We start from the raw sequence: 23,823 nt of genomic DNA, 5'->3' as shown, positions 1-23,823 counted from the left end.
ATTGTTTTTAAGGCAATTAAAATGTTCAGAAAATAAAACTTATTATTCTTAGTGCCGGATTCTGGTGATTGGAAGTAATCATATAAAACCTTCCACCCTTAAACCCTTAACCTTCTACCTTTCTAGTGTTTAAAGTGTCTTACCCCTGTGGTTACCATGGCAATGCCTTTTTCGTTTGCTTTTGCAACAGAATCCGCATCCTTGATTGATCCACCTGGTTGCAGAACAGCTGTAATTCCAGCATCGGCAGCAATCTCCACACAATCAGGAAAAGGAAAGAAAGCATCAGAAGCCATTGCAGCACCTTTAACGCTGAAACCGAAAGAAGTCGCTTTTTCAATCGCTTGTCTTAAGGCATCCACGCGCGAAGTCTGGCCCACACCGCTTGCAATTAAAACATCATCTTTAACCAAAACAATGGTGTTCGATTTGGTGTGTTTTACAATTTTGTTGGCAAAGAACAAATCTTTTAGTTCTTGCTCAGTTGGTGCTTTATCTGTAACCGTTGTCATTTGCTCCGGACCTTCGATAATTAAATCTTTATCCTGCTCAATTACACCGTTTAATAATGTTTTAAATTGTTTTTTACTCAGTTCAACCTCATTGCGCTGTAAAATAACGCGGTTTTTCTTTTTGCTGAACAACTCTACTGCCTCTGCCTGGTAAGACGGCGCAATCAATACCTCAAAAAACAGGTTATTGATTTCTTCTGCGGTTTCCAGGTCAACTTCAACATTGGTAATCAGTACGCCACCAAAAGCCGAAACGGGATCACAAGCTAAAGCGTCAATCCATGCTTGTTTAACGGTTGGGCGTGAGGCTATGCCACAGGCATTGGTGTGTTTTAAAATGGCAAAAGTTGGCTCTTCGAATTCGTCGATTAAAGCAACAGCTGCATCTACATCCACCAAATTATTGTAAGAAAGTTCTTTGCCGTTAAGTTTGGTGAACATGGCATCTAAATCGCCATAAAACCTACCGCCTTGATGAGGGTTTTCGCCATAACGTAAGGTTTTGGCGTCGGTAACACTCTGTTTGAAAACATCAAGTGGTTCTTCAGTATTAAAATAATTGAAAATGGCAGTATCGTAATGAGAAGAGGTATGGAATGCTTTTTTAGCATACGCTTTACGTTGTGCTAAAGTGGTTTCGCCATTCTGCGCTGCTAATTGTGCTTCTAAAGTAGGGTAGTCATTTTTTGATGCAATGATCACCACATCATTGAAGTTTTTTGCTGCGGCACGGATTAAGGAAATACCACCGATGTCTATTTTTTCGATAATTTCTTCAGGTGTTCCGCCTGCTCTTACCGTTTCTTCAAATGGATATAAGTCAACAATAACCAGGTCAATTTCAGGAATTTCGTATTCAGCAATCTGCTCCTGGTCGCCAGTTAACGCCCTACGGTTTAAAATTCCTCCAAATACTTTTGGATGTAAGGTTTTAACACGTCCGCCTAAGATAGATGGATAACCTGTTAAATCTTCAACCGCTGTAACAGGAAGGTTTAAATCTTTGATGAATTGTTCTGTTCCGCCCGTAGAAAATAATTGTACCCCTTGTGCGGCCAACAATTTTACCAATGGCTCCAAACCATCTTTATAATATACTGAGATTAAAGCGTTTTTGATTTTAATGGATTGACTCATTCTACTGAAAATTTTGAGCCGCAAAGGTAGTAAAATCGTATGGCTTTTTTATTATGTTGGATGGGCAAAAAAAGAATAAGATTTGCGTTGGCTGTTTCAGGTTTGTTTGAAGTTATTAGAGCCGTCACAGCCGTATAGAGAGGTGATGTTTTTTACCTTGTTATCGTATTGCGATTGCGTTTAAAATAATAAAGACTAATAGATGTATTTTTTTATGTTTACGGTTTACTTTAAGAATACGGTTGGTTTTTTTAATAGTAATCATTATAATCACTTCTTCTTTGATTTGAGAAAGACTGTTAATTATTTTGATAGGGAACTACGGAATTTAATTTTTTACGCAATCGAAAAAATCGGGATTAGTTTACGCACAAAGTTAATTTACATCTTTCCCATGAATTTGGCCTTTGGTGGTCCTCAAACATGGCGATATTTGAAGATAGTAGGCTATGGTCCATTTTTGGCCAACAGATAGGCGGAAGGATATTCCATAGTAGAAATACAGGCCGCGTTCACGAATAAAAAAACAATGACCGAATAGAAACACAATTTATTATACAATTATGGAAACAACACATTATGGCGCGTCAGTGCGCTATTTGATTTTCGGAGCAATTATTAGCATATTTTTGAGTCTGGGTGCATCCTGTAACAAAATAAGGGATTATGCGATGGAGGGCGAATTTTATTTTGTAAACAAGACTAACCATCATGTTACTTTTAGCAGTGGGTTTGAGAAATATAGCCTTTCTCCACAATCGTCAAGTGCGGCAATGATGACTCATGAGCTGTCAGACAAAGTGGTCAGTGCCAGTGATTACTACAGTCCATTGATAGATGATAAGGCACGTAAGAGCCCCAATCAGCCCATTGTCATTAAGTTCGATCATATGAAATGTATCGTCATTAAGGATGATAAGGGAGAAAACAATCCTTTGAATATCGGTAGTTATATCGCGGAGCGTAAGGACGACCGCAAATATAGATTTACTTTCACTTTTACAGAAGCAGATTATAATAGGGCCACTAATTGCCTGTAGTGGTATTAATCAGTTAAGCGAAGGAGCATATCGTTCCATCGATTATTTGGTAATAAGTTTTTTAACCATTTTTATATACTTGAGGTGTAAGGCATTTTGCAACAGAAAAATTTTTTAATGATTTTACGTTTACAAGTATCCTACTTCATAATCTTCTTTACCAGGCTTTCTACCACCTTAGGGTAATGTAAATGTTCCAGTTGCTGCCCTTTAAACTTTACCATTTCGAGGCTATCGTTTTTATCTATCCTGTAGCGGGCCTGGTAAATATACTCGCCTTCGTCATAATTTTCATTCACGTAATGAATGGTTATTCCACCCTCTGCTTCTCCTGCAGCCATCACTGCCTGATGTACGTGGTCGCCATACATGCCTTTTCCGCCAAATTTCGGAAGGATGGCCGGGTGGATATTGACAATTCTGCCAGGGTAGGCGTGGATCAGGTTTTTAGGCATCAACCAAAGGAAGCCAGCCAGTACTATAAAATCGATTTCAAGATTTTTTAGCAGATCTACCACCTCATCAGTTTGGTAGAATTCGTTACGATCGAAGATATGAGTGGGGATTTCGAAATTATCGGCCCTTTGTAATACATAGGCATCGGCATTATTGGTTAATACCAAAGATATTTCTATTTCATTGCTCCGCTTAAAATGCTCCATCAGTTTTTGGGCATTAGAGCCGGAACCTGATGCAAAGATGGCTATTCTTTTTTTCACTCAAAATCGTTTTGCCCAAAAATAGTATTTTTAAGCCTGTTTTCTCCATGGAAAGGAATTTTTATTCAATTATGTTAAAGTATTATTAATGAATAATTTTAACTTATTTTTACTGTTCCAAAACAGGCTTCGGTTGTGATGAAAAAAAAGTTGAAAGTGTTTTGTAATTTAAAAACATTAATCCTATATTTGCAACCCGAATTAAAGGAAACGAATAAGAAAAATAAAAGGCTAAATAGAAATGGCAAATCATAAATCTTCATTAAAAAGAATTAGAGCAAACGCAACAAAACGTTTACGTAACAGATATCAGGCAAAAACTACGCGTACTTTCATTAAAAGATTACGTGCTGCAGAAGATAAAAAATCTGCCTCAGATTTATTGCCTAAAGTAATCTCTATGTTAGATCGTTTAGCTAAAAAGAACATCATCCACAAAAACAAAGCGGCAAATAACAAATCAAAATTAACGAAATTCGTTAACGGTTTAAAATAAGCCAATTTTTTACGATATTAGGAAGGCATCCCAACGATAAGTTAGGATGCCTTTTTTTATCTTAAAAAATGGAAAACTACGAACAGAAACTAGGTATAAAGTTATGGGCCGAAGAAGACCGTCCCCGCGAAAAACTTTTGTTGCACGGTAGAAGACATTTAACAGATGCCGAACTCATTGCTATTTTAATTGGCTCTGGCAATAAAAATGAAACCGCTGTTGATTTGAGTAAAAGAATTTTATCTTTTTACGAGAACAATTTAACAAAACTAGGAAAGGCCTCCATTCAGGAACTTTCAAGGTTTAAAGGTATCGGAGAAGCCAAAGCACTAACCATTATCGCTGCTTTAGAGCTTGGTTTACGGCGGAAAGAAACCGTAGAAGAAGTGATTACGCATGTAACTACCTCTAATGATGTATATAAATATCTACATCAGACCTTTGCTAATCTCAATCACGAAGAATTCTGGATATTACTGCTCAACAGGTCTAACCGGGTAATCGGCAAATTTTTGATCAGTAAAGGCGGGCAGGCCGGTACGGTAGCCGATCCGAAAATTATCTTTAAAACAGCTTTGGAAAACAATGCGGCAAATATTGTGTTGGCACATAATCACCCTTCCGGAAATTTAAAGCGACGATAAATTGACCAGAGATATGGTTGCTTCAGGCAATTTGTTGAGTTTGTATGTGGTTGATCACCTAATTTTCGCGAATAACCGCTATTATAGTTATAGGGATGAAGATTTAATTTAAAATATATTGGATGTTAAAGTACAATTAACGTTATAGTAATATAATTGCGGCTTAAAATCAGGTGTTACAAGCCACCATATTAATTAAATAATGAAATTACATTTATGAATGCTTTAAAAATCATCCCTCTTTTTCTTTTGTTAACTATTTCGGCATTCGCTCAGAAAACTGCTGCCCCTGTTAACATCATTACCTATAACATCCGCTTAAATGTGGCATCAGACGGCGTTAATGCCTGGCCAAACCGAAAAGACAATGTAAAAGCGTTGGTTAAATTTCACGATGCCGATATCCTTTGCGTGCAGGAGGCATTGCCCGAACAATTTGATGCCCTGCTCGAAAATTCTAATTTTGATGTGGTAGGCGTTGGGCGCGATGACGGGAAAAGAAAAGGAGAATTTTCTGCAGTTTATTTTGATAAAGACCGTTTTACTAAAAAAGATGGTGGAACATTCTGGTTATCAGAAACCCCGGATGTACCTTCAAAAGGATGGGATGCCGCACTTAACCGTATATGTAGCTGGGTAAAACTTTACGATAAGTTGAATAAAAGAGAATTTATCGTTTTTAATACCCATTACGATCATGTTGGGGTGAAAGCAAGAATTGAATCGGCCAAATTATTAAAGCAAAAAATACAGCAAATTGCGCCTGAATTACCGGTTGTTTTTACCGGTGATTTAAATGTAACACCGGAAACTGAAGCCATTGCTACCATCAAATCTTTTCTAACCGATGCAAAAGAGGTTTCGGTAGAGCCGCCATACGGCCCAACAGGTACTTTTAATGGTTTTCATTTCGATAGCGACCTAAGAGATAGGATAGACTATGTTTTTGTAAACAAAGGTTTTAAAGTGCAAAAGTTTGCTGTATTGACTGATAGTAAGGATAAAAGGTATTATTCTGATCATTTACCTGTTTTTTGTCGGTTATACTTTCAGTAGATGCTTTTAAAATCCGTATCACCATTTCCTTTTCAGTTCGGGCTTTTCGGTAACCAATACCATTATCACTATATTTTCGAAACCCTGGCCTTTATCGTTGGCGTAAGATTGTATTACTATTATAAGAAAGGAATCGTAGATCCGATATCTGATGAAAACAGGCTGTGGATTATGTTGGGTGCCATGTTGGGCGCTCTTATCGGCTCAAGGGTAATTGCTGTACTCGAAACCCCTCAGGTACTCCATCAGCTTAATTTTTCGATACTTTATCAAAGTAAAACCATTGTTGGCGGTTTGCTTGGGGGCTTATTTGGCGTCGAATTGATTAAGAAAATAATAGGCGTAAAAATCGCATCCGGAGATGTCTATGTAATCCCGATTTTGGTTGCGTTGATTATCGGACGGATCGGTTGCTTCTCTATGGGGACCGATGAACCGACCTATGGTATTCCTACCCGTTTTTTTATGGGTATGGACCTCGGTGATGGTATACCCAGGCATCCTGTCATGCTCTATGAAATGATTTACCTCATGCTTCTGATCTTTCTTTTTAACCATTTGAAACATAAAGAAATGATTAATGGTGATCGCTTTAAATTATTTATGGTGCTGTATTTCTTGTTTCGGTTTTTAATGGAGTTTATGAAGCCTTACTATCCATTATTTTTAAATTTAAGCAGCATTCATTGGTCTGCTTTGTTTATTTTTATTTATTATTATAAATTCATCTTCAGAATTTTTAGAAAAAGTATTACCTAACCGGTAAACATTATGGCCAATACCAGAGATTATATATACTACGATTATACCAAAAGCCTTTGTCCTGAATGTTTACAGCTCTGTGATGCGAAAATCGTTTTTCAGGACGCCAGGGTATTTATGCTGAAAAATTGCAGGGTACATGGCGATAGCAAAGTGATGATTGCAGATGACGTGGAGTATTATAAACAGATCAGGAATTATAATAAACAATCTGAAATGCCGCTGAAGTTTAATACCAAGGTGCATTACGGTTGTCCTTATGATTGTGGCTTGTGTACCGATCACGAACAACATTCTTGTTTAACGGTGATAGAGGTTACCGATCGCTGCAACCTCGCCTGTCCAACCTGTTATGCCATGTCGTCGCCAAATTATGGCAGGCACCGAACTTTGGCAGAAATAGAGCGAATGATGGATGTGGTAGTGGCTAACGAAGGTGAGCCTGATGTGGTACAGCTCTCCGGCGGCGAACCAACGGTACATCCTGAGTTTTTTAAGATATTAGATCTCGCCAAAACCAAACCCATTAAACACTTGATGGTAAATACCAACGGCATCAGGATTGCTAAGGATATCAACTTTGTAGAGAAGCTGGCCAGTTATATGCCCGATTTTGAAATTTACCTGCAGTTTGACAGTTTCAGTGCCGATGTGTTAACTAGGCTAAGGGGCGAAGATCTTACTGAAGTAAGAAAAAAAGCTATCGATCATTTAAACCACTTTAACATATCGACCACTCTGGTAGTTACTTTACAAAAAGGACTAAACGATCATGAGATTGGCGATATTTTGGATTATGCATTAAAGCAGAAATGTGTTCGCGGCGTCACTTTCCAGCCTACTCAGGTTGCCGGAAGAAACGATGATTATAATGATCAACAGGGAAGAATTACCTTAACCGAGGTGCGCCGGAAAATTTATGAGCAATACCCAACCTTTACGCCTCAGGATTTGATCCCTGTACCATGTAATCCTGATGCATTGTGTATGGCTTATGCGTTAAAAATAGGCGATGAGGTGATTCCGATGACCCACCTGATCAATCCGGAAGATTTGCTCAATAACTCAAAAAACACAATCGTTTTTGAACATGATGAAAAACTTAAAGAACATATGCTCAACCTGTTTAGCACTGGTGTTTCGGTTGATTGTGCAGAAGATACTTTTGGCGAACTGATGTGCTGCCTGCCAAGAGTAAAATCAGATAGTTTAAGTTACGATAACTTATTTCGGATCATTATCATGAATTTTATGGATCCGCTCGATTTTGATGTGCGTGCTGTTAAAAAATCGTGTGTACACATCGTAAGCGATAAATATAAAATGGTGCCTTTCGAAACCATGAATATTTTTTACCGCGATAATAAAATAGATCTCATCAGGGAAAAATTAAATATGAATTGATATGGATGGTTTATTCGGCTTAATTGTGGTTTATGTGCTTACTGCAATTGTACTTTTTGTAGTGGGGATCATTCAGATTATCATTAAATCATCCAGGAACGAACCGGTGAAATCCGGATTGAAACTGCTTATTATTTCGGTAGTAATGGCCGTAATCGGTTTTGGTGCTTGTGCCGTATTGCTTTTTAACAGTTAATCTCAAAGCAAGCGTATGGGAATCTTTATTATATATTGGGCAGTAGTTGTATTATTATTCGTTATTGGCATCATTCAGATCATTATCAAGGCGGCTAACAATCAGCCTGTTAAACCTGGACTTCAGTTAGTGATTGCTTCGGCTATTATGCTGGTAATAGGAGCAGGGGCATGCGCGGTCATTCTGTCCAATCTTAAAATCGGCCACTAGTCACTTTTTGGTGTTTGAACCATTTTTCGGTTTTGTTATCGCTCACTTCTCATGTCTCAAATCTCGTCTCTCCAATATCAAATCTCAATAATTAACTTCCTGCTTTGCCCTTTAAATAATATCTTTGCATTTTATAATTCTTGAACCACGATTTTAGCGCTCGTAAGTCTCAAATCTAAGGTCTCGAATCTCAAATCTCAATAAATGAAAATATCATATAACTGGTTAAAAAAATTCGTACAAATTGATAAAACACCTCAGGAACTTTCTTTAATCCTTACCAATGTGGGTTTAGAGGTAGAAAGTGTAGAAAAAGTGCAGCCTGTTTTAGGCGGTTTAGAGGGATTGGTTATTGGCGAAGTATTAACCTGTGTTCAGCATCCGAATGCCGATCGTTTGCGCATTACGACCGTAAATGTTGGCGGCAAAGAAAACCTTCAGATTGTTTGCGGTGCGCCAAATGTGGGCGCTGGCCAAAAAGTGGTCGTAGCTACAGTGGGTACAACGGTATATCCTTTAGAGGGAGAACCTTTTAAGATAAAAGAATCAAAAATCAGGGGTGAACTTTCGCAGGGAATGATCTGTGCCGAAGATGAAATCGGTTTAGGCAAATCGCATGATGGAATTATGATCCTGGCTGAAGATACCGAGGTCGGGATCCGCGCAAAAGATCATTTTAAAATGGATGATGATTTTGTTTTCGAAATCGGATTAACACCCAACCGTGCCGATGCAGCATCTCATTTAGGCGTGGCGAGAGATTTAGCGGCCTATTTCAGAAGTGAGTATGAAATGCCTGATATTTCTGCATTCAAAACGGATAACGAAAGTCTGGTTATACCTGTCGAAGTAGAAGATTCAACAGCTTGTCCACGGTATAGTAGTGTTACCATTTCTGGTGTTACCGTTACAGAATCGCCTGATTGGTTGAAAGACAAGCTAAAGGTAATTGGTTTACGCCCGATCAATAATGTGGTGGATATCACCAATTATGTGCTTCATGGTTTGGGGCAGCCTTTACATGCATTTGATGCTGATAAAATTAGCGGTGGAAAAGTAATTGTTAAGAAAGTTGCCGAAGGAACACCTTTTGTAACGCTTGATGAGGTGGAGCGCAAGTTGATTGCAGATGATCTGATGATCTGCAATGCTGAAGCACCAATGTGTATAGCCGGTGTTTTTGGCGGTAAATCTTCAGGCGTTGATACCAATACCAAAAATATTTTCCTCGAAAGTGCTTATTTCAATTCTGTTTCTGTTCGCAAAACATCTAAAAGACATGGTTTAAAAACCGATGCTTCTTTCCGTTACGAGCGTGGTACCGATCCTGAGATTACGGTTACTGCATTAAAATATGCTGCTTTGTTGATCAAAGAACTGGCTGGTGGCGAAATTTCTTCTCCGGTGGCTGATATCTACCCAAACCAAATCAAGCCATTTGAGTTCGAGGTAAGTTATACCAATATCAATAAATTAATCGGCGCAAATATTCCTTCGGCTGAAATCAAACACATCATTACCGCTTTAGGTATTTCGGCAACTAATACTTCTGATGATACTTTGGCTTTAAGGGTACCATCATTTAAAGTAGACGTAACCCGCGAATGCGATATTACAGAAGAGGTATTGCGTATTTATGGTTACAACAATATCGAAATTCCTTCAAAGGTGAATGCATCACTTTCTTACAGTGTAAAGCCTGAGAAGGAAAATACGCATAACGTCATTGCAGATATGCTCACTGCAAATGGTTTTGCAGAGATTATGTGTAACTCGTTAACCAAATCAGCCTATTCGAAAAATTTAGACGAAGCCGTATTCATTTTAAATCCGTTGAGCAGTGATTTAAATGTAATGCGACAGAATTTATTGATGCCGGCTTTGGAAAGTGTAGCCTACAATCAGAACCGGAAGAATCCGGACGTGAAGTTTTACGAATTTGGTAAAACCTATCATCTAATTAATGAGCAGTATGTGGAGCGCCCAAGGTTATTATTGTTGATTGCAGGTGCCAAACAAAGTGAGCAATGGAACCATCAGGCTAAACCGGCCACTTTTTATAATTTAAAATCAGCAGTTGATGCCATCGTATCACGTTTGGGCATTACCAGTTACCAGTCTGATGTTTTAAACGACGAAAACTTTGCCTATGGCATTAAATATTTCCGTGGAGATAAAACTTTGGTAAGTTTCGGGGCCGTTTCAAAAGCCGACCGTAAAATAGCTGATGTAAATGCAGATGTATATTATGCTGATTTTGATTGGGCTGTTTTATTGGATATTGTAAGGAGAAATAAAATCGTACATAAAGATGTTGCTAAGTATCCGCAGGTGCGTCGCGATCTTTCCTTGCTGATTGATCAAAATGTAACTTTCGATACTTTGAAAGGCATTGCATTTAAAACTGATAAAAAGCTGATCAAGGAAGTGGGTGTATTTGATGTATATGTGGGTGATAAATTGCCGGAAGGCAAAAAATCTTATGCCTTGAATTTTATTTTGCAGGATGAGGAACAAACCCTGACCGATAAGCAGATTGAACATACCATGCAGAAACTAATCACGAATTTAACGGCACAAGCCGGGGCAGAAATTAGGAAATAAAATATAAATTCGTATTTTTAAAAATAAATTCATGGCTTCTGTTGCAGATCAATTAGATAAAGTATTACAAAAAACGGCTCGGGTAATTGAGTTATGTAATGCGCTACAGGAAGAAAATGATTTATTAAAGCTTGAAAATCAATCGTTAAAGGTTGCGCTCGATACAGCAAAAGGCAAAAATTTGGAACTTGATGAAAAATTGAGAGTTACAAAATTGGCTAAAAGTATAGAGGGGGCAAGTGAAAAATCGCTTGACATTAAACAAAAAATTAACGATTTTGTGCGGGAGATTGATAAGAGTATTGCATTATTAAAAAAATAGTGATGCAAGGAAATCAGAAACTAAGCTAGCAAATGGGAGAAATCTCGATTAAAATAACCATTTCCGACCGTATTTACCCACTAAAAGTAAATGTGGAAGAGGAAGAAATTGTGAGACGGGCAGCAAAAATGATCAATGAGCGCATAAAAGATTACCAGGATAATTATGCGGTTAGAGATAAGCAAGACCTTCTTTCTATGGCAGTGTTGCACTATGCAACAGCCGTATTAAGAACAGAAAACAAAGTACAGAGCCAGGATACTGCTGTTGCCGATAAAGTTGAAGAATTGGATATTTTACTCAATAATTTCTTTGCAAAATAAGGTTCGTTCTTTCGGCAATTCGTCATGCTGAACTCGTTTCAGCATCTATTTAATTAGGTTTACATCCGATTAGTTATCGGATCAGCGACGGTGCCACTATTTAGCATAAAAACATAGCCGCAGCTGGTTTTTGAGTTTCAAATTTTATAAAACTTAACACTTCAATATCTATAGGGTTAAGAGGGCGTATTTCATTTGCAATTGCACCTGAAAATGGCTTAAACCCTAATTATGCTTAGTTGAGGTTTAAAATGTATGAGACTTTAAAAATTAGTTGCGGTTTTTTTTTACATAAAAAACAAAATGGAAATAGTTGAAATATTAGGATATGTATTTGCCGTGATAGCGGGTATAGCTATCGGAGTAGTAATAGGAAGATTTCTGTTGCGTAACTTGCTTAAACAGCAGGAAATTGCCGCACAGAACAAAGTGAAGAAAATTTTAAAAGATGCAGAAAACAATGCAGAGATTTTAAAAAAGAATAAACTTTTAGAAGCAAAAGAGAAATTCTTACAATTAAAAGCTGAACACGAACAAGAAGTTAGTGCAAGAAACAATACCATTAACCAGCGCGAAAATACCATTAAGCAGAAAGAGCAATCGGTCAATCAGCGTATGGAGAACTTTAATAAAAAAGAGCAGGAACTCGAAAAGCATAAAATTAACCTCGAAAAACAGACTGAGCTTGCCGTTAAAAAGCAAGAAGAAGTGGAGGTACTTAAAAATCAGCATCTAAAACAGTTAGAAACTATTGCCGGCCTTTCTGCTGAAGAAGCTAAAGAACAATTGGTAGAAAATCTGAAACAGGAAGCCCGTACCCAGGCTATGATGCAGGTGAAGGATATTGTGGATGAGGCCAAATTAACGGCAAGTAAGGAAGCTAAAAAAGTGGTGATTCAAACCATTCAGCGTACGGCTACCGAAGCGGCAATTGAAAATTCTGTGTCTATTTTCCATATCGAAAGTGACGAAATTAAAGGTCGCGTTATTGGAAGAGAGGGTAGAAATATCCGTGCCCTGGAAGCAGCAACCGGCATTGAAATTATTGTGGACGATACACCGGAAGCGATCATTCTATCTGGTTTCGATCCGGTAAGAAGAGAAATCGCCCGTTTGGCTTTACACCGTTTGGTAACCGATGGTCGTATCCACCCGGCACGTATTGAAGAAATTGTAGCCAAAACCAAAAAACAGATTGAAGATGAGATTGTAGAAATTGGAGAGCGTACCGTAATTGATTTAGGGATCCATGGTTTGCATCCGGAGTTGATCCGGATGGTTGGGCGTATGCGTTACCGTTCATCATACGGACAAAATCTTTTACATCACTCACGTGAGGTGGCGAATTTCTGTGCCACAATGGCTGCAGAGTTAGGCTTAAATGCTAAAATGGCTAAACGTGCGGGTCTCTTACACGATATTGGTAAAGTGCCTGATGATAACCCGGAATTGCCACACGCCATTTTAGGAATGCAACTGGCTGAAAAATATAAAGAGCACCCGGAAATTTGCAATGCTATTGGTGCCCACCATGATGAAATTGAGATGACTTCAATGATCTCTCCAATTGTACAGGCTTGTGATGCCATTTCTGGCGCACGTCCGGGGGCACGCCGCGAGGTGGTGGAAAGTTATATTAAACGCCTTAAAGATTTAGAAGAATTGGCGTTATCTTATCCAGGTGTAGAAAAAACTTTCGCTATACAGGCTGGTAGAGAACTACGTGTAATTGTAGAAAGCGAACGCATAACCGATGCACAGGCAGAACTTTTAGCGGCCGATATTTCTACACGTATTCAAACTGAAATGACCTATCCGGGTCAGATTAAGGTGACCGTAATCAGGGAAACCCGTTCGGTAGCTTTTGCGAAATAATAGTTTAAGACCTTACAGGTTTCAAAAACCTATAAGGTCTCTATATAAAGCGATGGATATTCCATCGCTTTTTTTATTTTTACATAATGAGCAAGCAAACCATTAAAATTGACCCTAAAAGACCGGTTGATGTACTTTTCGACAAGTATGCAGAGAGCCACCAAAACTCAACCAATAAACTGGTTCATTGGATCTGTGTTCCTTTGATCGTGTTCAGCCTGTTGGGTTTAGTATGGCAGATTCCATTTCCGCATCTAAATTTTCTGGGCAGCTATAACGGCTTCTTTAATTGGGCTTCGTTTCTGATAGCCTTTAGCTTGTATTATTATTTCACTTTATCACCAGTTTTATTTTTCATGATGATCTGGGTGGTGGGAATAATGAGTTATATCATCGTTAAAATTGAGCAGGCGGTAGGTCTGGGGAGCGGAACCGCGTATGCCATTTACGCTGCAATATTTATAGCCGCCTGGATCGGTCAGTTTATCGGACATAAAATTGAAAGGAAGAAACCATCTTTCCTGGATGATGTTAAATTTTTGTTAATCGGCCCAATCTGGTTATTGCATTTCATCTGCAAAAAGGTGGGCATCCGTTACTGATCAAAAATATTGGTTAATATTGAATTAACCTTAAAGTAAAACAATCTTAATTAACATCTAACCTACAGTTAACACTGTGGTAATAATTTTGCCCTTATCAAATAAAGGCAAATTGGACTTACTAAACTTTTTTAAAAGAGCGGCACTTACTGTGTTAGCTTTAACGATCAGCATACTTTCGTATGCCCAAACCGGAAAAATTTCTGGAACGGTTACCGATAAAAAAACAGGCGAAACCCTAATCGGCGTAACGGTTAAAATTAAAGGTACAACTAAAGGTGTTTCAACAGATGTTGATGGTAAATATACTTTACAAGCCATAAGCAATGGTAAATATGCGCTTGAGTTTTCTTACGTCGGGTACCAGACTAAAGAGGTATCAGATGTAGAGGTTAAAGGACCATCAGTTACCAGTTTAAATATTGTACTTAACGAGGCTGTCGGGCAAAACTTGCAGGAGGTTGTGGTAAAAGCAAGCTTTAAGCAAGAATCGGTTAACTCTTTATATGCGCAACAAAAAAACAGTGCTTTAATTTCTGATGGTATTTCGAGCGACCAGATTAAAAAATCGCCGGATAGAAATACTTCTGATATTTTAAAAAGGGTAAGCGGTGCTACGGTTCAGGATAACAAATTTGTGGTCGTGAGGGGATTGAGCGATAGGTATAACAATGCAACCCTTGATGGCGCATCATTACCAAGTACTGAGCCCAACCGTAAAGCATTTTCATTTGATATTGTTCCTTCGAATCTGGTTGATAACCTGATAGTCAGTAAAACAGCTACACCAGATTTACCTGCTGATTTTACCGGAGGTGCTATCCAGATTTTGACGAAAGATATACCAGATAACAATTTTATCAGTTTTGGTATTGGAGCTGGTTATAACACAGCATCAACGTTTAAGGATTTTAAGAGCGGGGTTAGAAATGCCAGTGATTATTTTGGCTTTGATAATGGCAATAAAGCCTTACCGGGTAATTTCCCGTCACGTAATAAAATCCTTGCCGGACTAACACCTGCTCAGGATGTTGCAGCAATGAACAGCCTCTCATCTAACTGGAAAACTTATAACAATACTTCTCTTCCTACTCAAAATTATCAGTTTACTTTAGGTAGAGTCAAAGATTTTAAAGAAAGCAATAATAGATTAGGCGCATTATTTTCAGTTACTTATAGAAATTCACAAACTATTTATAATGATGTTATCCGTGATTATGTAAATTATGATTATCATGATAATGCTTATAAATTCTCTACTAATTTAGGTGCAATTGCCAATTTTGCTTATTCCTTCGGTAAAAGTAAGATTACCTTAAAGAACATTTATAACAGAACTTATGACGATCAATATCTGGATAGACAAGGTTATAATAAGGATAGAGGAAGGGATATTAAATTTTATGCATTCGATTTAATGCAGAAATCTTTGTTCAAGTCTACCCTCGAAGGCACACATCCACTTGGTGAGAATAATTCAAAAATCAACTGGTCGTTAAGTTATGCCAATATTTTGAATGATCAACCAGATCAAAAGAAAATCTCTTATCAAAGAGATCCAAGTCTTGCAGGTAAAGAAGCGTATGTATATGTTGCTCAAACAGACAATATCAATAAGGAAAATTCTAGGTTATTCTCAAAATTGAACGAAGATAACTTTAGCGGAGGTTTAAACTATACCTTACCGGTAAAAATGTTTAGCCAAACATCTACTTTCAAAGCTGGTTTAAGTTCTATTTATCGCAAACGTAGTTTCGACGCAAGATTTATCGGATTACAGGCCAATCAAAGCTCTTCGCTGAAAGATGAGGTACAGAGAAGATCTCTTAATACATTATATGGTAAAGATGCAATCAATGGCGGGGCTTATTATTTAAATGATATTTCGTTGGATGCCGATAGCTACAACGCGCACTCTATGACCAATGCGGGTTATTTAATGCTAGACAACAAACTGGGCGAAAAATCGAGATTGGTATGGGGACTAAGAGTTGAACAATTTAATGTTGTTTTAGACGCTAAAGTGCCTACACCTCAAACTTCTGTCAATGATAACTATGTTGACTTTTTGCCATCTGCGAACTACACGTACAGCCTAACACCAAAAATAAATTTAAGGGCTTCTTATTATCGTACGCTTGCCAGGCCAGAATTTAGGGAATTGGCTTCTGCATCAGTTTATGATTATGAACTTTTGGCTTTGCAACAGGGTAATCCTGGTCTAAAAGAAGCAAAAATCGACAACGGCGATATCCGTTTCGAATTTTATCCTCAGGCAGGACAGATCATTTCAGTTTCGGCATTCTATAAAAAATTCCACAATGCCATCGAATCTTTTAATAGTGATGGTGGTTCTTCAAGAATCATAACCTATATCAATTCTGATCAGGTTAATGTTTATGGGGTGGAATTGGAATTTCGTAAATCACTGGATTTTATTGCCAAAACTGATTTCTTAAAGAATACAACCTTCTACACAAATCTTTCGCTTATTAAATCAAAAGTTGAAACGAATAATACTGGTTTAAATCTGAAAGATGTGAAAAGACCAATGGTTGGTCAGGCGCCTTACATTATTAATGCTGGTTTACAACATAGCTTACTGGATAACAAGCTAAACTTTAATGCACTCTACAACAGGGTAGGACGGAGACTTAATGTTGCCGGTGGTGTACTTTTCCCTGCAATATGGGAAGCACCTAGGGATGTTATCGATTTGCAATTGGCCTTAAAAGTGATTAAAAACAGAGGCGAAATTAAATTTAATGCTGGTGATATTTTAAATAACCGCATTACACAATACTATGATAACGATCTTGATAAAAAATACGATCGCTCGAAAGGCGATGAAACCATTAGTAGTTATAAGCCAGGAAGTAATTACTCACTTTCTTTCTCTTATACATTTTAATGTTAAGATCATGTTTAGTGAAAAGTGCTGATGTTAATGATATTTTAAAATCTGTTTAATCTACAAATTACAATAGGATAATAATTTTATAAAAAGTTAAGAAACAAGGAAAGATGAAAAAACAATTATTACTTTGCGCAATGAGCGTAATCGTTTTGTTGGCAAGTTGTTCTAAAAACACTGTCGATGATGATATTAACCCACCTTTAGCGGCTAACACAGTAGAAGTTTCTGGTGATGTAACAGCAAGTACAACCTGGAGTGCAGATAAAATTTACCTGTTAAAAGGTAATGTTTTTGTAACCAACAATGCTACTTTAACCATTCAGCCTGGTACGATTATTAAAGGTGATAAAGCTACCAAAGGTGCTTTGGTTATTACAAGAGGAGCTAAAATCAATGCAACCGGTACAGTAGATAAACCCATTGTATTTACTTCAAGTGTAGCTGCTGGTGCTCGCAAAGAAGGCGATTGGGGTGGTGTGATTCTTTTGGGTAAAGCTCAGAACAACTTAGGTACATCTGTTCCAATTGAGGGTATATCTGATGCAACTGATAAAGGTAAACATGGTGGTACCGATAATGCCGATAATTCAGGTGTGATGAAATATGTGCGTATAGAGTATGCAGGTATTGCTTTAAGTCCTGATAACGAAATCAACGGTTTAACTTTTGGTTCAGTTGGTTCAGGTACTCAAATCGATTATATCGAGGTTTACCGTTCTGGTGATGATGCTTTCGAATGGTTCGGTGGTGCAGTTAACTGTGCTCACTTATTGGCTATCGATAGCTGGGATGATGATTTTGATACCGATAACGGTTTCTCAGGTAAAGTTCAGTTTGGTTTAGCACAACGTTTAGCTGTAACTGCTGACGTTTCCGGATCAAACGGTTTCGAATCCGATAACAATGCGGCCGGTGACAACTCAGCGCCTCAAACTTCTGCTATTTTTTCAAACATGACGATTTTAGGCCCTGTAGGTTCTGGTGGTAGCAGCATCAATGCTAACTTCCAGCACGGTGCTCAAATCCGTCGTAACTCTGCAATGAGTTTAGTTAACTCTATCATTGTTGGTTATACTGAAGGTGTTTATTATGATGATGGTGCTGGTTCTGCCGGTGCAAACGCATCCAGCAATCTTGCTACTGGTAAATCATTATTTGCAAACAACCTGATCTATAATAGCAATGGTAAAGGAAATCAGATTAAAGCTTCTAATGCAACAGCTTTAAGTGTGATTAGCCCATTATTGCAGGCTGCGACAGCATTGAATACTTTTGACCCTACTGCTTTAGCGTCGAGCATCATTACCGATCCTTACAAATATTCTGCAGATCTGGTTGCAAGCTCAAGGGTTGGTACTCCAAACTTTACGGTAGTGGCAAATTCTGCTGCAGCAACCGGTGCTTCATTTGCTAATGCTAAATTAACATCAGGTTTTACAGCTGTAGCCTACAGAGGTGCTTTTGGTGCTGATAACTGGGCTGCTGGCTGGGCTCATTTTGATCCTCAATCATTACCTTACACCACTCCTGGTGCTGTTAAATAAGCTGATTTTTAATAACGATTTAAAATAAAAAGGCCGGGAATCTGCACTCCCGGCCTTTTTTGTCAGCTTTTATTTCAATTCTGCTTCTTTTAATGAGGCTTTTGTTTTCTTTGTAGAAACCACTTTAACTGGTTTTTCTTCAATGTCCGCAACAATAGCTTTCTCTTCGTTGATCGATGCTGTTATTAAATCATCAACAACAGGAATATTTACCTTCTTAACAAGTTGTTTGGCAAACTTCTCAATCACTTTGTCCGTTTTTTTGGCTTTTCCATATTGATTAACCAATTCGTTAAATGCAAAGGTTAATTTCGATTCTAATTCTTTACGTAGCTTTTTATTTGTCGAGTGATTTTTCGACTTGGATTTGTTCTTTTTCATCTGAAATTTACGGGTTTTTACAAAGGTAAAAAAACAGAAAGTTAAGTTAATATTATGATTATGTTAACGGTAAACCTCTTACTTAACATATAAAATATTTCCTGCTGTTAATCAGATTGGATCTCAATCAATCGAATATTAAACACTTCTGCTCGAATACGATCCGTAACAGGTTTAAAAATCAACCCCTGGTGCTACATCGCCACCTAAATCCAGTGTGTTTTGAAAAGCTTCAAGGTAGCCCAGCAAATGGCGTTCGGCATTGGTATAAGAAGTAAAGGTGGAGGCCGGTACGTTGGCTTCCTGTTCGCTGGCATTTTTAAAGTGTGAACTGACCTGAAAGGTAAAGGTTTTATCATCACTAATTGGCGATAAGATTCTGGCCTTGACCGGGTGGCCGTGAATTTCGACAAAGAATTCTTTGATAACAGTATAGATGATAGCGGCCATATGGTTATTATACTTAGCGCTTAAAAATACGGTAAATAAAGTGTTGATCTTTCGGTACTTGATAAAATAATATTATTTTAACTTTTAGTTAACCTTAATTTAATATGTCGGGTATTATTTATTGCCAGGCTCATAGGCATATACCACATCATATTTCAGATTTTTCAGGTTGGTGGCAATTTGTCCTATCTTTAGGTTTTTTGATTGCGGGGTTGGTTCGCAATAAGAATATTTTTTGCCCTTGTAAGTAATTGCTTCGCCTACCGGTTTATCAAACTGTACGGCAATGGTTAAATGTTTGGGATATAGCAAAGCGATCATCGGGAGGTTATATATTTCTTTCACCAGATAAAAAAATAACGCAGCACGGTCATCGCAGTCACTATATTTACTTAACAAGGTTTGTTCCGGAGCGAATCGTTTTTCCTTACCATAGTTTTCACTGTCATCTTCATATAGAAAGCCATAACGTGTAAATCTCATCAGGTAATCAACGCCTTTTTTCTGATCCATGTTTTTCAGATTTTCTTTCAGTGTGGGGATCAGAGAACTGTATGTTTCTCGGCTTAGCGGAATATTAAAGTAACTCTCAAAATCAACTACCGGATAATTTTTGAAAATGGTTTGAACATCCTGATTAACTTTTAGTTTAAAATGATGTATTTTCTGACGGTAGCTAAATTCAATGTCCTTTTCCTCATAACTTTCGGGCTTAAAATCGGGCATTCGCGTTACTTTATACGAAAATGGATTTTTACCTTCCGGAATTAATATTTTTACCGGTTTGTAAGCATCGGCCTGCTTAAATAGTTTGCCATAATCATGGTAGTTCAGGCACATAAACTTTTTTCCTTCAATCATAAAAAACGGAATATCGCTGATGTCCTCCTCATTTCTCACATAAAAAATGACCTGATCATTACCTACTGCCAGCCTTGCATCATAGCCACACTTACTGAGTAAAAACCATTTGTATAAGGTGTAGGCAAAATAGTTATTTGCTTTCGGACTAATCTGTTCGGCTGTTTTACGGATCAGCTGATAATAAATCCAGTCGTTTAAATTATATTCTTTCTGGTACCTTTCTAAAGATGAGATCAGGGAAGCGTATCTTCCTGAAGAGATCTGATGATAAAAGTTTGAAACAGCTGATGTAGTTGCCTCTTGAGGTACAGGAAAAACTATTGTAGAATCGACACTGAAATTAAAGGCTCCATCATAAAAATCGAAAGCATGTTGCTGTCCCTTTGAGCCGATAGCATTCGTCATCAGGCCAGCGAACAAAATAGTTCTCAAAATGCAGATGTAAATTCTTTTTTTCAAGCCGCGCCATATTTGGTTATTTTAAATTTACTTATTATTAATGTAAAAGCAACAATTTCTTTATGTAAACCATTTAAGTGGTGCTTAATACTATGTTAACATCTTGAACAGATTTGCTAAAGCCGGACTTTCTTCCATATCCATTACGGGTATTGGCAAATTACATCCGGTACATTAATAAATTTCTATAAATAACATTTCTTTAATACCAATTTAACATGGCCAAACTACTTTTGTGCCATAAATATTTGGTTAGTATTTATAAAGTTTAGGTTAGTTGATAATAAAAAACCCAGATGGATGTCTGGGTTTTTTTATGGCATAAATTATAGATTTTTGCCAAGTTTCTCTAAAATCTCTGCAGGAATACTATGGGTATCAACCACTAAGAAACCATCTAAACAATCAGAAAACTTAGGGTCGATATTAAACGAGATAATTTTTGCATTCAGGTTCATATACTGCCTTAACAACACCGGGATTTTAATATGTGAGTTTTCAATATCTCCGATAATGCTATCAAGATCTTTAAAAGATTCGCTGCTGTCGACCAGGGTATCGGTAGAAATTGGCAGTAAATCGGCTTTAAATTTGTTTCGGGGTTTAACATATTTGGCCATTTCGTAATCGAAATGGTTTTTGGTAATGTAATCTACAATCAAAGCCTTGCTGAATTTCGAGAAATTGTTGCTGATACTTACCGGACCGAACATATAGCGGTACTGTGGATTATCGATCAGGTATTTTAAAATCCCTTTCCATAACAGGAATAACGGAAGTGGTTTACCCTGGTATTCTTTTCTGATCCACGATCTGCCCAGTTCAATACCTTGTCTCAGCATCGGGTAGAATTGATCTTTCATTTTAAAGAGTTCAGAAAGGTAAAAACCACGGCGGCCCATGCTTTCTAAAATCTCATCACCTTTTCCAATCCGGTAAGCGCCTACAATATTTTCTAAATCTTTATCCCATATAAATAAATGGTTATAGTAGATATCGTAATTATCCAGATCGATTTTTTTGTTGGTGCCCTCGCCAACCTCACGGAAAGTAATTTCGCGAAGGCGACCTATCTCCCTTAAAATATTCGGGATTTTTAAAGTCGGGACAATGTATACCTCATAATTTTTCTCCGTCCAAACCCTGAAATCTTCCAGCGCCGCAACCTCATTTTTGATTAAAAGCCTGGAAGTTTCCTCAATTACCTCCGCAGGTTTCTTTTTAATCTTAAATAAGTTTAATGGATTAAAGAGTTTCTTTTCGGTGTCTAAACCAATACCCAGCGCATACGTCCGGGCCCTTAAAAAGTCCATCAGCTTATTGCTGCTGTTCATATGCGAAATTTCAGATACGGCTATGGGTTTGCCAATCCTAACTTTAATGGTACGGCCATGTTTGTTTAAAAATTCTGAAGGTAGTTTTGCCGTTCGCAGGGTAGGGTGTATAAAGCTCAGAATATTAAAGAAAACACCGTTGTTGCCATGGAAATAAATCGGTACAACCGGTACTTTAGCTTTAGCAATCAGCTTTCCAACAACAGGGTGCCACATCCTGTCGGTTACCTGCTGCGCATCTAATTTAAAAGTAGAAACCTCCCCGGCCGGGAAAATGCCAATCGGCGTGCCGTTTCTAAGCAGATCAAAAGTAGTCTTCAATCCGCTGATGCTGGATGAATGCTGCACATTTTCAAACGGATTTACAGCCACAAAAAACTCATCCAGGTTTGGTATTTTTTTCAGAATAAAATTCACCATTACCTTGGCATCCGGCCTAACCGTACATAAAAGTTTAACCAGGGCCAAACCTTCCACACCGCCATAAGGGTGGTTTGCAATGGCAATAAACGGCCCGGTTTTCGGTATGCTATTTAAATCATCATCGTCAAATTCGATAGAAACACCAATGGTTTCCAGTATCTTGTCTACAAATTCTAAGCCTTTAAAGTGTTGGTTTTGCGCAAATACATCATTAATGTCGTTCAGTTTCATGATCTCCATCATCAAACCTGCTAAACCTGGTACACCTAGCTTATCTATCTTTGTTGCTTTCGCAAACTCAGATGTAGTTATGATTTTCATATAAATTCTTAGATTGTTGATAGGCAAAACCTAGTCAGTTTTGCAATCCCAAAAATAAGATTTATATTTATAATCCACATGTCATATCGCATCAATGAGAATTTGGTTCAACAAAAATTTTGGTGTAAGCAAAAGCGAATTCAACGGATTGTTGCTCCTGGTCTTTATTATCATGATTATAAAGGCCGTACCAATTATATTTGGCTATTGGCAGCCGGTTCCAAAGGATGACCCGAATCTTTTAGCACAAATTCAGCAGATTAGCATAACAGATCAAGCGACTAATGATGCTGTTCGCGATCGGATCGAAACTTTCAGCCACAAAAAAACAGTTAAGCTTTTTAAATTCGATCCCAATACATTAACGAAAGAGGGGTGGGAAACGCTGGGCCTTTCAGCAAAACAGGCACAATCCATTGTAAATTATACCAATAAGGGAGGAAGGTTTTATAAACCCGAGGATCTTCAGAAAATGTATACCATTTCGCCTGAAATGTATAAAAAGATATTGCCCTATGCCAGCATACCCGAGACAATAAGATTGCCCAAAAGTGATGCGCGTAATGAAAGGAAGGAATATGCCAAAAAAGCTCCGGTGGTTGTTGATATTAATACGGCAGATTCTACTCAATTGGATGAGATTAAAGGCATCGGTGGGACTTTTGCACTTAGAATTCTTAAATACCGCGAACGTTTAGGTGGTTTCCATAAAAAAGAACAGCTTCTTGAAGTGTACGGCTTAGATTCTAATAAATATGCCGAAATTAAAGATCAGATTAAAATTGGTAATACGCCGCTAAAAACGATCAACCTCAATACGGCAACTTTTAATGATTTAAAGCGTAATCCCTATCTTACGTTTAAACAGATCAATGCCATTATTCAATACCGCAGGCAGCATGGTAATTATACCGGTGTAGCCGATTTAAAAAAGATCATTCTCTTAAATCAGCAGGTGATTGATAAGATTGCGCCTTATATTTCTTTTTAGAAAAGTATTATTTTTTTGTTTCGGAAAGCAAAACCTGGGTTAAATAGTGAAGTTTCTTCCTGCTCTTCGCTTTACTCCGTTGCACTTCGTGTTCGCTGCGATCACCCGCCTGCAACGGGCAGGGGTTTATTTACGCAGAACAGTGCTGTAAAACCCATTGAAATTTTAAAGGCATAGTAAATTTTGCGCTTTGCAACCCCCAATCTCCTTACCGGCCGGGCCACCTAAACCCGATTA

Annotated in this window: 24 protein-coding genes; 18 read left to right on the top strand and 6 right to left on the bottom strand. The window is 37.8% G+C overall.

Features of this window, described 5'->3' with window-relative positions; translation table 11 throughout:
* Window positions 1-122 precede the first annotated feature (122 nt).
* The gene (gene purH, locus QZ738_RS17130; protein WP_293788952.1) at window positions 123-1,649 is read right to left on the bottom strand and encodes a bifunctional phosphoribosylaminoimidazolecarboxamide formyltransferase/IMP cyclohydrolase; all 1,527 of its coding nucleotides are present in this window, start codon (window positions 1,647-1,649) and stop codon (window positions 123-125) included.
* A gap of 202 nt (window positions 1,650-1,851) precedes the next feature.
* On the opposite strand from purH, the gene QZ738_RS21390 reads away from it, so the two are divergent.
* Window positions 1,852-2,124, top strand: coding sequence for an Abi family protein (locus QZ738_RS21390; RefSeq protein WP_367268607.1), 273 nt, complete (start codon window positions 1,852-1,854; stop codon window positions 2,122-2,124).
* An 88-nt stretch (window positions 2,125-2,212) separates the two neighbouring features.
* Complete coding sequence (locus QZ738_RS17125; protein ID WP_293788951.1) at window positions 2,213-2,689, top strand: hypothetical protein; 477 nt, start codon at window positions 2,213-2,215, stop codon at window positions 2,687-2,689.
* Window positions 2,690-2,829: 140 nt separating this feature from the next.
* Here QZ738_RS17125 and QZ738_RS17120 read toward each other — a convergent pair whose 3' ends face one another.
* The gene (locus tag QZ738_RS17120; RefSeq protein WP_293788950.1) at window positions 2,830-3,408 is read right to left on the bottom strand and encodes a phosphoribosylglycinamide formyltransferase; all 579 of its coding nucleotides are present in this window, start codon (window positions 3,406-3,408) and stop codon (window positions 2,830-2,832) included.
* A gap of 241 nt (window positions 3,409-3,649) precedes the next feature.
* On the opposite strand from QZ738_RS17120, the gene rpsT reads away from it, so the two are divergent.
* The 15 genes from rpsT to QZ738_RS17050 all read left to right on the top strand — a co-directional run bounded on the left by rpsT (window position 3,650) and on the right by QZ738_RS17050 (window position 18,363).
* Window positions 3,650-3,904 (top strand): 30S ribosomal protein S20, encoded by a 255-nt coding sequence (gene rpsT, locus QZ738_RS17115; RefSeq protein WP_029277289.1) that lies wholly within the window; start codon window positions 3,650-3,652, stop codon window positions 3,902-3,904.
* Window positions 3,905-3,972: 68 nt separating this feature from the next.
* Window positions 3,973-4,548 (top strand): RadC family protein, encoded by a 576-nt coding sequence (locus QZ738_RS17110; RefSeq protein ID WP_367268606.1) that lies wholly within the window; start codon window positions 3,973-3,975, stop codon window positions 4,546-4,548.
* A 13-nt stretch (window positions 4,549-4,561) separates the two neighbouring features.
* Window positions 4,562-4,660, top strand: a complete 99-nt coding sequence (locus QZ738_RS21385; RefSeq protein ID WP_367268608.1) for a hypothetical protein — start codon at window positions 4,562-4,564, stop codon at window positions 4,658-4,660.
* A gap of 104 nt (window positions 4,661-4,764) precedes the next feature.
* The gene (locus QZ738_RS17105; RefSeq protein WP_293788949.1) at window positions 4,765-5,604 is read left to right on the top strand and encodes an endonuclease/exonuclease/phosphatase family protein; all 840 of its coding nucleotides are present in this window, start codon (window positions 4,765-4,767) and stop codon (window positions 5,602-5,604) included.
* Window positions 5,605-6,363, top strand: a complete 759-nt coding sequence (locus QZ738_RS17100; RefSeq protein WP_293788948.1) for a prolipoprotein diacylglyceryl transferase — start codon at window positions 5,605-5,607, stop codon at window positions 6,361-6,363. It begins immediately after the preceding gene.
* Window positions 6,364-6,375: 12 nt separating this feature from the next.
* Complete coding sequence (locus QZ738_RS17095) at window positions 6,376-7,770, top strand: radical SAM protein (RefSeq protein WP_293788947.1); 1,395 nt, start codon at window positions 6,376-6,378, stop codon at window positions 7,768-7,770.
* Window position 7,771: 1 nt separating this feature from the next.
* On the top strand, window positions 7,772-7,966 hold the full coding sequence (locus QZ738_RS17090; RefSeq protein ID WP_293788946.1) for a hypothetical protein: 195 nt from the start codon (window positions 7,772-7,774) through the stop codon (window positions 7,964-7,966).
* A gap of 15 nt (window positions 7,967-7,981) precedes the next feature.
* A complete protein-coding gene (locus QZ738_RS17085; protein WP_293788945.1) occupies window positions 7,982-8,176 on the top strand; it encodes a hypothetical protein in 195 nt (64 codons plus the stop codon).
* A gap of 204 nt (window positions 8,177-8,380) precedes the next feature.
* Window positions 8,381-10,780, top strand: a complete 2,400-nt coding sequence (pheT, locus tag QZ738_RS17080) for a phenylalanine--tRNA ligase subunit beta (protein ID WP_293788944.1) — start codon at window positions 8,381-8,383, stop codon at window positions 10,778-10,780.
* Window positions 10,781-10,811: 31 nt separating this feature from the next.
* The gene (locus QZ738_RS17075) at window positions 10,812-11,102 is read left to right on the top strand and encodes a hypothetical protein (protein ID WP_293788943.1); all 291 of its coding nucleotides are present in this window, start codon (window positions 10,812-10,814) and stop codon (window positions 11,100-11,102) included.
* 32 nt (window positions 11,103-11,134) lie between these two features.
* A complete protein-coding gene (locus QZ738_RS17070) occupies window positions 11,135-11,425 on the top strand; it encodes a cell division protein ZapA (protein WP_293788942.1) in 291 nt (96 codons plus the stop codon).
* 303 nt (window positions 11,426-11,728) lie between these two features.
* Window positions 11,729-13,300, top strand: a complete 1,572-nt coding sequence (gene rny / locus QZ738_RS17065) for a ribonuclease Y (RefSeq protein ID WP_293788941.1) — start codon at window positions 11,729-11,731, stop codon at window positions 13,298-13,300.
* 86 nt (window positions 13,301-13,386) lie between these two features.
* Window positions 13,387-13,902, top strand: a complete 516-nt coding sequence (locus QZ738_RS17060; protein WP_293788940.1) for a DUF962 domain-containing protein — start codon at window positions 13,387-13,389, stop codon at window positions 13,900-13,902.
* A gap of 112 nt (window positions 13,903-14,014) precedes the next feature.
* Window positions 14,015-16,813 carry a TonB-dependent receptor gene (locus tag QZ738_RS17055; protein WP_293788939.1) on the top strand — a complete coding sequence of 933 codons (2,799 nt, stop codon included), beginning with the start codon at window positions 14,015-14,017 and terminating at the stop codon, window positions 16,811-16,813.
* Between the two features lie 113 nt (window positions 16,814-16,926).
* Window positions 16,927-18,363, top strand: a complete 1,437-nt coding sequence (locus QZ738_RS17050; RefSeq protein WP_293788938.1) for a hypothetical protein — start codon at window positions 16,927-16,929, stop codon at window positions 18,361-18,363.
* A gap of 69 nt (window positions 18,364-18,432) precedes the next feature.
* On the opposite strand, the gene QZ738_RS17045 is transcribed toward QZ738_RS17050, so the two are convergent.
* The 4 genes from QZ738_RS17045 to QZ738_RS17030 form a co-directional block, all read right to left on the bottom strand.
* Entirely contained in the window at window positions 18,433-18,744 is a 312-nt protein-coding gene (locus QZ738_RS17045; protein ID WP_293788937.1) for a hypothetical protein, read from the bottom strand.
* A gap of 174 nt (window positions 18,745-18,918) precedes the next feature.
* Window positions 18,919-19,194, bottom strand: a complete 276-nt coding sequence (locus QZ738_RS17040) for a hypothetical protein (protein WP_293788936.1) — start codon at window positions 19,192-19,194, stop codon at window positions 18,919-18,921.
* Between the two features lie 114 nt (window positions 19,195-19,308).
* The gene (locus tag QZ738_RS17035) at window positions 19,309-20,517 is read right to left on the bottom strand and encodes a hypothetical protein (protein ID WP_367268605.1); all 1,209 of its coding nucleotides are present in this window, start codon (window positions 20,515-20,517) and stop codon (window positions 19,309-19,311) included.
* A 326-nt stretch (window positions 20,518-20,843) separates the two neighbouring features.
* A complete protein-coding gene (locus tag QZ738_RS17030; RefSeq protein WP_293788935.1) occupies window positions 20,844-22,595 on the bottom strand; it encodes a GNAT family N-acyltransferase in 1,752 nt (583 codons plus the stop codon).
* 94 nt (window positions 22,596-22,689) lie between these two features.
* On the opposite strand from QZ738_RS17030, the gene QZ738_RS17025 reads away from it, so the two are divergent.
* Window positions 22,690-23,586 (top strand): helix-hairpin-helix domain-containing protein, encoded by an 897-nt coding sequence (locus QZ738_RS17025; RefSeq protein ID WP_293788934.1) that lies wholly within the window; start codon window positions 22,690-22,692, stop codon window positions 23,584-23,586.
* The last annotated feature ends 237 nt before the right edge of the window (window positions 23,587-23,823 follow it).

Source organism: uncultured Pedobacter sp. (assembly GCF_913776295.1).
In the GTDB taxonomy this organism is placed as follows: domain Bacteria; phylum Bacteroidota; class Bacteroidia; order Sphingobacteriales; family Sphingobacteriaceae; genus Pedobacter.
The sequence above is the reverse complement of the archived record's forward strand: the minus strand, read 5'-3'. Positions and strand labels throughout refer to the sequence as shown.

Coding starts and splice junctions, on each gene's coding strand:
- purH (WP_293788952.1), bottom strand. CDS start 1,649: ATGAGTCAATCCATTAAAATCAAAAACGCTTTAATCTCAGTATATTAT.
- QZ738_RS21390 (WP_367268607.1), top strand. CDS start 1,852: ATGTATTTTTTTATGTTTACGGTTTACTTTAAGAATACGGTTGGTTTT.
- QZ738_RS17125 (WP_293788951.1), top strand. CDS start 2,213: ATGGAAACAACACATTATGGCGCGTCAGTGCGCTATTTGATTTTCGGA.
- rpsT (WP_029277289.1), top strand. CDS start 3,650: ATGGCAAATCATAAATCTTCATTAAAAAGAATTAGAGCAAACGCAACA.
- QZ738_RS17110 (WP_367268606.1), top strand. CDS start 3,973: ATGGAAAACTACGAACAGAAACTAGGTATAAAGTTATGGGCCGAAGAA.
- QZ738_RS21385 (WP_367268608.1), top strand. CDS start 4,562: ATGGTTGCTTCAGGCAATTTGTTGAGTTTGTATGTGGTTGATCACCTA.
- QZ738_RS17105 (WP_293788949.1), top strand. CDS start 4,765: ATGAATGCTTTAAAAATCATCCCTCTTTTTCTTTTGTTAACTATTTCG.
- QZ738_RS17100 (WP_293788948.1), top strand. CDS start 5,605: ATGCTTTTAAAATCCGTATCACCATTTCCTTTTCAGTTCGGGCTTTTC.
- QZ738_RS17095 (WP_293788947.1), top strand. CDS start 6,376: ATGGCCAATACCAGAGATTATATATACTACGATTATACCAAAAGCCTT.
- QZ738_RS17090 (WP_293788946.1), top strand. CDS start 7,772: ATGGATGGTTTATTCGGCTTAATTGTGGTTTATGTGCTTACTGCAATT.
- QZ738_RS17085 (WP_293788945.1), top strand. CDS start 7,982: ATGGGAATCTTTATTATATATTGGGCAGTAGTTGTATTATTATTCGTT.
- pheT (WP_293788944.1), top strand. CDS start 8,381: ATGAAAATATCATATAACTGGTTAAAAAAATTCGTACAAATTGATAAA.
- QZ738_RS17075 (WP_293788943.1), top strand. CDS start 10,812: ATGGCTTCTGTTGCAGATCAATTAGATAAAGTATTACAAAAAACGGCT.
- QZ738_RS17070 (WP_293788942.1), top strand. CDS start 11,135: ATGGGAGAAATCTCGATTAAAATAACCATTTCCGACCGTATTTACCCA.
- rny (WP_293788941.1), top strand. CDS start 11,729: ATGGAAATAGTTGAAATATTAGGATATGTATTTGCCGTGATAGCGGGT.
- QZ738_RS17060 (WP_293788940.1), top strand. CDS start 13,387: ATGAGCAAGCAAACCATTAAAATTGACCCTAAAAGACCGGTTGATGTA.
- QZ738_RS17050 (WP_293788938.1), top strand. CDS start 16,927: ATGAAAAAACAATTATTACTTTGCGCAATGAGCGTAATCGTTTTGTTG.
- QZ738_RS17045 (WP_293788937.1), bottom strand. CDS start 18,744: ATGAAAAAGAACAAATCCAAGTCGAAAAATCACTCGACAAATAAAAAG.
- QZ738_RS17040 (WP_293788936.1), bottom strand. CDS start 19,194: ATGGCCGCTATCATCTATACTGTTATCAAAGAATTCTTTGTCGAAATT.
- QZ738_RS17030 (WP_293788935.1), bottom strand. CDS start 22,595: ATGAAAATCATAACTACATCTGAGTTTGCGAAAGCAACAAAGATAGAT.
- QZ738_RS17025 (WP_293788934.1), top strand. CDS start 22,690: ATGAGAATTTGGTTCAACAAAAATTTTGGTGTAAGCAAAAGCGAATTC.